The sequence below is a fragment of the Candidatus Phytoplasma fabacearum genome (assembly GCF_030586805.1).
Lineage (GTDB): Bacteria > Bacillota_I > Bacilli_A > Acholeplasmatales > Acholeplasmataceae > Phytoplasma > Phytoplasma fabacearum.
In genome coordinates this window covers 1-8,998 of record NZ_JAOSIM010000016.1, presented here as the reverse complement: position 1 = coordinate 8,998, position 8,998 = coordinate 1, and the positions used below count along the sequence as shown (strand labels likewise).

Genomic DNA, 8,998 nt, shown 5'->3' with positions numbered 1-8,998 from the left:
CTCCCTGGAACAAGGTTAATCACCTTGATAGGGCGAAAGAAGTCAGTAATTTATTGTTTATTGATAAATTATGGAAAGCCGGATGCTGGGAAACTTGCTTGTCCGGTTTGGATGGGGGCTATTTGTAATAGTTGATAGAAAAACAAATCCTATTAATAAAACGCAAATAATCTATCCATATATATTACGGGTAAATTGTTGAAGAAAAAAATTAATTCAAATATTAAAAAAGAATATGACAATAAAATTTTTTTTATCGATGGAGCTAAAGATATTGGTATGGATTTAAATAATTTAGATAATTTAAAAAAAATTATTTGTGTAGACGGAACTATTCAAGAATATGATCAGCAAAAACGTTTATTTCGTAAAATTAATCCTGATGGTATTGTTTGTTATTATGATTTTATTAATAATAAAAAAGAAATATATTTACCAAATAAAGATTATCAGTTCGATAAATACTTATTACAAGAAAATCTTCCCGATGAAACAAAAAAAATTTATAAATATCATAAAATACAGGAAATATTTTCTAATGGTATAAGTAGAAACTATAATTATAATCAAGATATTATTCAAGAAATTTCTCACGATTATATTAGTGAATATAATCCTAAAACCAAAACAATACAAAAAATTATTTTTCCAATGGGTGAAAAAAGAAAATATTACGGTTTGCATTCGTTTTTTATTGATCAAGATATTTTAAGAGATAAATCAGTTATAGAATATCAATTGCATAAAATAAATCAAAATTATTTTTATAAATTAAAAAAAGAAATTTTACCTGATGGTTCTATTATAAAATATGATAATTATTTATTACCGATTCAAATCAAAACAAAAGATAACATAATCATAACATCATCTGCTTTAGAGTCAAATTTGGAATTAGAAAATAATTTAATTACCAAAATTAAGTTACCAGATAATTCTATAGTTGAAATGGATTTTACTAAAGATTATCAAATTACAAAGATTACTAATAACCAAGGAGTTACTAAAGATACAAAAATCATATATTTAGATAACAATCCGCTTAATCATATTATTAAAATAATTTTTCCTCACGGTTATATTCAAGAATTTGATAAAAGCAATGGTTATTTAATAAAAGAAATATGGCCTAATAAACATATTTTCGAATATACTTATTTAGGTAATACAGCTCAATTAAAAAAAGAAATAACCTCAACTGGTATAGAAATGAATTATAATTATGATAATAATCATCCTTTAGCATTATCTAATATAGTTATTGCAGGAGTTGTGACAATTCCTTTTCATTTATCCGATAATAACAATAATTAATTTTTGAGTAAATTAAATTTATTATTGTAAAATTACAATATTTTTATATATTATACATTATATTCATTTTAATTTATTAAAATTTTTATTAGTTATATATAACAGTGATAAATTATTTGCGTTTCGATCTCAGAATTTATCTTTCTGATAGCTATTACAAATAGCCCCCATCCAAACCGGACAAGCAAGTTTCCCAGCATCCGGCTTTCCATAATTTATCAATAAACAATAAATTACTGACTTCTTTCGCCCTATCAAGATCGTTAACTTTTTTCGAGGAGTCTAACTTAATTTATTCCAAATTGAGTTTTACTCCTCTAATTAATTGTATTGTTTTTTGATTTTAATAAATGATCGTTATTATCATTTTAATATTTAATAAGTGCTGATAATCGATAAAAATACATAATATTTATCGATTAATCAACTCTATTTATTTTTTAATTTAGATGATTTTTAAAAATATTTCAATTTTAATTTTTATATAATAATATTATTTTTAATTTAAATTTATAATTTATAGTTAAATTTTAGATAAATCATTGATTAATGATCGATTTATAAACTTTTTTCGTATCCAAAAGATTCTATAGCTTTTTCAATAGCTTTCCAAGGTAAACTAATACAAGCAATTTTACCGGGATCATCACAAAAAAATTCAAAAATTTTTAATTCTTTATTCAATTTACTAAGATCAAATTTTTGTTTATTTAACATAGCCAAAAAATTTTTAATTATCATTAGTATTTCTTTAATATTTTTTTGTTTTACAATCATAGACATAATACTAGCTGAAATACAACAAATTGAACAAGCTTGAGTATTTTGACGAATATTATGCAACCGAGAATCGATAATATAAAGTTGTAATTCAATTGCATCACCACAATAATTATTATGATAACGAAAATATAAATAATTACTATCTTTTAATAAACCTTGATTGCAAGGATTATTCAAATGATATAACATTATTTTTTTGTCTTCATCTTTTAAATAAATTAGCGTTTACCTCTTTCTTGATTTATGATATCGATTAGATTTGTTTTTGAAAAATATATATTTATAACCAAAATTAATTTATTTAAATCTATCATATATTGTTTTTTTTAATTATAAAATGCTATTTAAATCTGTAATTTTATTTAAAACAGATATTAAACGATTAACATCTTGATCGTCATTATAAATGCCGGCTGAAATTCTAATAGTACTAATTTGATTGATTTTTTGAATAATTAAATTAGCACAGTGTTTACCGGTACGAACAACAATATCATTTTGATTTAAAAAATTCTCTATATCATGAGCATGAATTTGCTTAAAATTAAATAAAATCATATTGGTTGAAGTAGGATTAAAAATTATAACTTGAGGCATTAATTTTAAAAAACTTTTTATTTTATTAATAATATCAATAGTATGTTTTTGAATCCGATTTATTCCGATTTTTTTAATAAAATTCAAAGTTTTGCGAAAAGCTAAAATAGCACCAATATTTAATGTACCTGGTTCAAATTTATTTGGCAATTCATTAAAAATAAAATTATAATGATTAACTTCGCAAATATTACCTCCGCCAATATTAGGAGAAGGTAATTTTTCTAATAATTTTTTTTTCCCAAATAAAATACCAATGCCAAAAGGACCATACATTTTATGAGCTGAAAAAGCTAAAAAATCTATATCTAAATCTTTAACATCTAATGGTAAATGTGTTATCGATTGTGCCGCGTCTAAAATTACTAAAATATTTTTTTTATGCGCAATATGAGTAATTTCTTTAATAGGTATTTCATCACCAAAAGTATTAGAGATATGGCCTAAAACTACAAATTTTGTTTTATTTGATAAAACTTGACAAAAATTACTTACTTGAATTTTATAATTTTGATCTAAAGGAATAAAAATTAATTTAGCTTTTTTTTCTTCAGCTATTTGCATCCAAGGTAACAAACAAGAATGGTGTTCTAATTCAGAAGTGATAATTTCATCGCCAGGATTAACCAAATGCTTTAACATTTGAGCGATCATATTTAAAGATTCAGTAGCACCTTTAGTGAAAATAATTTCTTCAGGTCGAGAATTTAAAAAAATCGATATATCTTTTCGAGTTTGCTCAATTAAAACATTACTTTGTATAGCTAAATTGTAAGAAGAACGAATATTCATAATACGGATAGATTAATTGCGTTTTATACAACGATTTATCTTTGCTGTTTTATTTACAATCAGCCCCCGTCCAAACCGGACAAGCAAGTTTCCCAGCATCCGGCTTTCCATAATTCACTCTCTTTCGAGAACTAATTTCTCCTCGCGGTTGATTAGTTATTTATTCTTATTGTTCTTATTCTTTCTGATATCATGTATTTGCTGATTGGTTATCTTACGATGACAATCTTTACACAATACCTTTGTTCTTTTATTCATGATACTTTGGTAATGTGCATTGCGAATTGTCCCAATGTGATGAATTTGAAGTTGGGATGTTTTATCGCAATTCTCACAATGTTCCGCTTTTAGACGGTCAGTTAGATGGGTACGACCTTGGAATATAAATCTATTTATGGTAATGTCCGGGTTTCCCTTATAGTTACGCATTTTTTTAATTTTGTCCCAAGAGTAAACATTCCATGGTTCGTATTGGGTTTCCCTTTTATTAAGATAAGAAATCCCCCCAAGTTGACCCTATATTAAGTTTATTCATTCCCTGCTGGAGTTCTCTTTTTAAAGAGTAGCCATTTGATGAACAATATTGAATTCTATTCGATGTTCGTGAAAAGTTTAGTTTCTGGTGAAACCGTTGTTGACACAATATATCAACCTCTTTCTCGATACCATTGAATAAATAATAAATTACTTTCTTTTTTCGCCCTATAAGAGTAATTAACTCTCTTCCTGGTAAGCCGATTAACTAAATTATTCCAAATCTAGGTTTACCCTTACGACTACTAAAAAGATTCTTTATCCTTGACCATCCAGACTTTTATTTCCGGATTAGTAAACTTAATTACTTAGTTTTAGGATTCTCCAAGTTACACTAAATTTCTACCTTAATTCTTTAGGGGAAGTGTCCTCTTGTTAAGAGGCTGATTCCAGGTTTCTTTATTTGATAAACTATCCAACACTAATGGTATGTATCGATAGACTCTGGACTGTCCGTTTAAGCAACTTCCGGAACAGGTTTAACAATTACATCAATTTTCCTTCTTAGGCCATCTCAGGCTTCTCCATAGAATTATTTGGTGGCGGAATCATCTTGACTAATTTGCTTTCGTCGCAACCCGCTTTTATGGTCTGCTCTAATCTGACATTCTTTCGTTTGTTAGACCGACCATATCCTTTCAGAGTTTATCTGCCCTGACTATTGGTTAAATAGTACGAAATTTAGGCCTCTTTGGCGCCCCCATTATTGTTATAAAAATTTTGTAATTCTTCAATAACCATTTGTGGCTTTAAAGTAGTTGCTGCTGAATCAAAATAAATTAAATTTGGATTTTTTTTAAAAATAGGGAAATAATTACGAAATTTATTAGCCATATTGATATCTATCTTTTATTTATCAAATTTCTTCAGGATATCATATTTAAGTTGTTCGGGATTTTTAACTATAATATAGTCATAATTAGGTTGACCTGTTTGTAATAAAGTTTTTTGAACTTCTTTATTTCTCAAAAACCATTGCATTGCTTGAATATTTTGATTATTTTGATAATTTTTTTTAGCAGCTAAAATAATAGCATATGATGAAAAAACAATATCTGTTGGCTCTTCGTTTTCGTTAATGCCTAAACCAATAGATCCTAAACGTAAAAAATTAGTATTTTTTCTCATTAATCCTGGACAATTAATAGCTAAATCATATTGATTATAATCATCAAATAATTGAGCTACTTTAAAAATATTATCTGTCTTAATAAATTTTAAGTTAGAAATATTTTCAATATCTTCTAAAGATAAATTATATCCTTTTTGTTCAATAATTTGTTCATCAATTTTAATTAAATTTAATTTTCTTAATAATAATAATGAACGTGATAAATCACAAGGTGCTGTAAATAAATCATTAAACGGAGCAAAAAGAACTCTAGCATTTTTTATTTTTTTGACATCTTCTAAATTTTTAATGTTTAAAGGGCTTTTTTGATGAGAATATAAACCATATTTAGGATGAAAAAAAGGTTCAATCATTTCTAAACGTTCTAAAGGTTCAGGAATAAAATAGTTGTTATAGATATGGATAGATTATTTGCGTTTTATTAATAGGATTTGTTTTTCTATTAACTATTACAAATAGCCCCCATCCAAACCGGACAAGCAAGTTTCCCAGCATCCGGCTTTCCATAATTTATCAATAAACAATAAATTACTGACTTCTTTCGCCCTATCAAGGTCGTTAACCTTGTTCCAGGGAGGACGATTCTCTTTATCATTCCAGATCAAGTTTTACTCCTCCGACTACTAAGAAGTCGCTTTATCCTTGGGCCTAATGACTTTAAGCTCATTATTAGTTAATTTAATAACTGACCTTTAGGATTCTCCCAGTTACGCTAAATATCTACCTTGATTCCTTAGGAGAAGTAACCATTTTATTAATGGTGAGATTCCAGGTTTGTTAATCGATAAACTATCCAATACAAAAGCCTTATATTGATAGTCTCTGGACTGCTCGCTTATAGTAGTTTGCGAAACAGGTTTACAAATTACATCTACTTATCTTCTTAGGCCATTACAGGCTTATCCTTAGAACCATTTGGTGGCGGTATCTTCTTGACTAACTACTTCATCGCAACCCGCTTTTAAGAACTGCTATAATTCCTGAAAGTTTCCTTTCAAGAACCGTTCTTAGCCTTACAGTGTTTATCGCACTGGTGATTGGTCAAATCACACGATATTTAAGCCTCTTGGGCGCCCGCCTTCATTGTATGGAAATTATTAGCAATATTAAAATCAATAATTCCCTCTTTTAAAGCATCATTACAATTTACTTGATATTTTTCTTTTAGTTGATTTTCGTCGAAAATTTGTAATTCAAAACCAATTTGATTTATTAAATGTTTAGTTTTTTGTAAAGTTTCTAAAGTAGATGGGAAATTAGTAGCTATTTTGATATTTTTTTTGAATTCTCTTTCGCAATTGCATGATTTACAATTAAACATTTTTTAATGGACCTTCTTCTTTTTATATATTTTTTTTATATTTTTTTATAACCAATTTTTAACAATTCTGTCTTTAAGTTTTTCAGGATTAGAAATCATTACATAATCAATTTCTCCGTTAGTTTTTTGATTAGCATGAAATTTTTTAACTTCTGGATTTTGTAATATTTGTTTTAATAAATTAATTTCTTGACTATCTGCATTACTTTGACGCGAAATTAAAGCTATAGCATATGATTCTACTAATTCATCTTTAGGCTCTTGATCATTTGAAATGTTTGAACCAATTCGAATAAAATCTTCGTTATATTTCATAAAAGCTGGCCAATTAGCCATTAAATCAAATTCATCTGGTTGCTCGAATTGATAAGGTATTTGTGAAGTTTTAATAAATTGCAAATTATATGGATTACTAATATCTTCTAAATTGATAGCTAATTTTTTAGTTTTAATAATATGTTCTGGAATGTGAATTAGTCCTAAATTTTTTAATAATAAAAGTGAACGAGACATATCGCATGGTTGAATAAAAGCGAAAGACACAGCTAATAATACTTTTAAATTTTGATATTGTTTAACTGTTTCTAAATTAGTTAATTTTTTTTTATTTTTACGATTTATAATATGGATAGATTATTTGCGTTTCGATCTCAGAATTTATCTTTCTGATAGCTATTACAAACAGCCCCCATCTAAACCGGACAAGCAAGTTTCCAAGCATCCGGCTTGCCATAATTTATCCTCTTCTGAGGACTAACGTTGTGTCACCACTAGTTAGTTGTTGATTCTTATTGATATCATCGAATAAACAATAAATTACTGACTTCTTTCGCCCTATCAAGGTGATTAACCTTATTCCAGGGAGGACGATTCTCTTTATCATTCCAGATCAAGTTTTACTCCTCCGACTACTAAGAAGTCGCTTTATCCTTGGGCCTAATGACTTTAAACTCATTATTAGTTAATTTAATAACTGACCTTTAGGATTCTCCAAGTTACGCTAAATATCTACCTTGATTCCTTAGGTGAAGTAACCATTTTATTAATGGTGAGATTCCAGGTTTGTTAATTGATAAACTATCCAATACTTTATATATATATTGATAGACTCTGGACTGCTCGCTTACAGTAGTTTACAAGACAGGTTATATGGATTACATCTACTTATCTTCTTAGGCCATTACAGGCTTATCCTTAGAACCATTTGGTGGCGGTATCTTCTTGACTAACTACTTCGTCGCAACCCGCTTTTAAGAACTGCTGTAATTCTTGAGAGTTTCCATTCAAGAACCGTTCTTAGCCTTACAGTGTTTATCGCACTGGTCATTGGTAAAATGACACGATATTTAGGTCTCTTTGGCGCCCTATAAACCATATTTAGAATGATAAAAAGGTTGTATATAAGAAAATAATTCTTTATTTTGTTTCTTTAAAAATTCATTATAAGCTTTAAAAACATGTACATTAGTATAAATTAATCCATCTATAGAACCATCAGATAATTTATCAATGCTTTCTTCGGTCCAATCTGTTTTAATCACATGCAAATCTATCCCTTGAGAAAAATAAATTTCTTTAGCTTTATTTAAAGTATTTAGTACGGCTTGTATCGGACTAGCGACTTTTATAGTTTTTACTTTTGTTTTAGCGAAATTCATATTTTTTTTCTTTCTAAAAAATTAAAAACAAAATTTGTTTTATAAATTGTTTTAATGACGGTTAATAATAAATATAATATTGATACGAATAGATTAATTGCGTTTTATTCAGCGATTTATCTTTGCTGCTTTATTTACAATCAGCCCCCGTCCAAACCGGACAAGCAAGTTTCCCAGCATCCGGCTTTCCATAATTCACTCTCTTTCGAGAACTAATTTCTCCTCGCGGTTGATTAGTTATTTATTCTTATTGTTCTTATTCTTTCTGATATCCTGTATTTGTTGATTTGTTACCTTACGATGACAATCTTTACACAATACCTTTGTTCTTTTATTCATGATACTTTGGTAATGCGCATTGCGAATTGTCCCAATGTGATGAATTTGAAGTTGGGTTGTTTTGTCGCAATTCTCACAATGTTCCGCTTTTAGACGGTCAGTTAGATGGGTACGACCTTGGAATATAAATCTATTTATGGTAATGTCCGGGTTTCCCTTATAGTTACGCATTTTTTTAATTTTGTCCCAAGAGTAAACATTCCATGGTTCGTATTGGGTTTCCCTTTTATTAAGATAAGAAATCTCCCAAGTTGACCCTATATTAAGTTTATTCATTCCCTGCTGGAGTTCTCTTTTCAGAGAGTAGCCATTTGATGAACAATATTGAATTCTATTCGATGTTCGTGAAAAGTTTAGTTTCTGGTGAAACCGTTGTTGACACAATATATCAACCTCTTTCTCGATACCATTGAATAAATAATAAATTACTTTCTTCTTTCGCCCTATAAGAGTAATTAACTCTCTTCCTGGTAAGCCGATTAACTAAATTATTCCAAATCTAGGTTTACCCTTACGACTACTAAAAAG

Annotated in this window: 13 protein-coding genes; 2 read left to right on the top strand and 11 right to left on the bottom strand. The window is 28.0% G+C overall.

All coding sequences use genetic code 11. The features are described 5' to 3' along the window. Window positions 1–70 precede the first annotated feature (70 nt). The gene (locus OC705_RS01895; protein WP_304512574.1) at window positions 71–202 is read left to right on the top strand and encodes a hypothetical protein; all 132 of its coding nucleotides are present in this window, start codon (window positions 71–73) and stop codon (window positions 200–202) included. Further along, window positions 196–1,314: a hypothetical protein gene (locus OC705_RS01890; RefSeq protein ID WP_304514048.1), complete on the top strand. Its 1,119-nt coding sequence runs from the start codon at window positions 196–198 to the stop codon at window positions 1,312–1,314. Before OC705_RS01895 ends, OC705_RS01890 begins: the two co-directional genes overlap by 7 nt. Window positions 1,315–1,872: 558 nt before the next feature. On the opposite strand, the gene OC705_RS01885 is transcribed toward OC705_RS01890, so the two are convergent. The 11 genes from OC705_RS01885 to OC705_RS01835 form a co-directional block, all read right to left on the bottom strand. Next, window positions 1,873–2,286: an iron-sulfur cluster assembly scaffold protein gene (locus OC705_RS01885; RefSeq protein ID WP_304512572.1), complete on the bottom strand. Its 414-nt coding sequence runs from the start codon at window positions 2,284–2,286 to the stop codon at window positions 1,873–1,875. Window positions 2,287–2,427: 141 nt separating this feature from the next. Continuing rightward, window positions 2,428–3,486 carry an aminotransferase class V-fold PLP-dependent enzyme gene (locus tag OC705_RS01880; protein ID WP_304512571.1) on the bottom strand — a complete coding sequence of 353 codons (1,059 nt, stop codon included), beginning with the start codon at window positions 3,484–3,486 and terminating at the stop codon, window positions 2,428–2,430. A 156-nt stretch (window positions 3,487–3,642) separates the two neighbouring features. Then, on the bottom strand, window positions 3,643–3,915 hold the full coding sequence (locus OC705_RS01875) for a hypothetical protein (RefSeq protein WP_304514047.1): 273 nt from the start codon (window positions 3,913–3,915) through the stop codon (window positions 3,643–3,645). A gap of 786 nt (window positions 3,916–4,701) precedes the next feature. Then, entirely contained in the window at window positions 4,702–4,854 is a 153-nt protein-coding gene (locus tag OC705_RS01870; RefSeq protein ID WP_304512663.1) for an aminotransferase class V-fold PLP-dependent enzyme, read from the bottom strand. Between the two features lie 15 nt (window positions 4,855–4,869). Continuing rightward, window positions 4,870–5,505, bottom strand: a complete 636-nt coding sequence (locus OC705_RS01865; protein WP_304512662.1) for a MetQ/NlpA family ABC transporter substrate-binding protein — start codon at window positions 5,503–5,505, stop codon at window positions 4,870–4,872. Window positions 5,506–6,209: 704 nt separating this feature from the next. Beyond that, window positions 6,210–6,473 (bottom strand): hypothetical protein, encoded by a 264-nt coding sequence (locus tag OC705_RS01860; protein WP_304512661.1) that lies wholly within the window; start codon window positions 6,471–6,473, stop codon window positions 6,210–6,212. 45 nt (window positions 6,474–6,518) lie between these two features. Further along, complete coding sequence (locus OC705_RS01855; protein ID WP_304512660.1) at window positions 6,519–7,016, bottom strand: MetQ/NlpA family ABC transporter substrate-binding protein; 498 nt, start codon at window positions 7,014–7,016, stop codon at window positions 6,519–6,521. Window positions 7,017–7,083: 67 nt separating this feature from the next. Next, on the bottom strand, window positions 7,084–7,206 hold the full coding sequence (locus OC705_RS01850; RefSeq protein ID WP_304512659.1) for a hypothetical protein: 123 nt from the start codon (window positions 7,204–7,206) through the stop codon (window positions 7,084–7,086). A 492-nt stretch (window positions 7,207–7,698) separates the two neighbouring features. After that, window positions 7,699–7,848 carry a hypothetical protein gene (locus OC705_RS01845; protein ID WP_304512665.1) on the bottom strand — a complete coding sequence of 50 codons (150 nt, stop codon included), beginning with the start codon at window positions 7,846–7,848 and terminating at the stop codon, window positions 7,699–7,701. Next, window positions 7,838–8,131, bottom strand: coding sequence for a hypothetical protein (locus tag OC705_RS01840; RefSeq protein WP_304512664.1), 294 nt, complete (start codon window positions 8,129–8,131; stop codon window positions 7,838–7,840). The genes OC705_RS01845 and OC705_RS01840 overlap by 11 nt, the downstream gene beginning before the upstream one ends. A gap of 237 nt (window positions 8,132–8,368) precedes the next feature. Next, on the bottom strand, window positions 8,369–8,746 hold the full coding sequence (locus tag OC705_RS01835; protein WP_304514046.1) for a hypothetical protein: 378 nt from the start codon (window positions 8,744–8,746) through the stop codon (window positions 8,369–8,371). Window positions 8,747–8,998 lie beyond the last annotated feature (252 nt).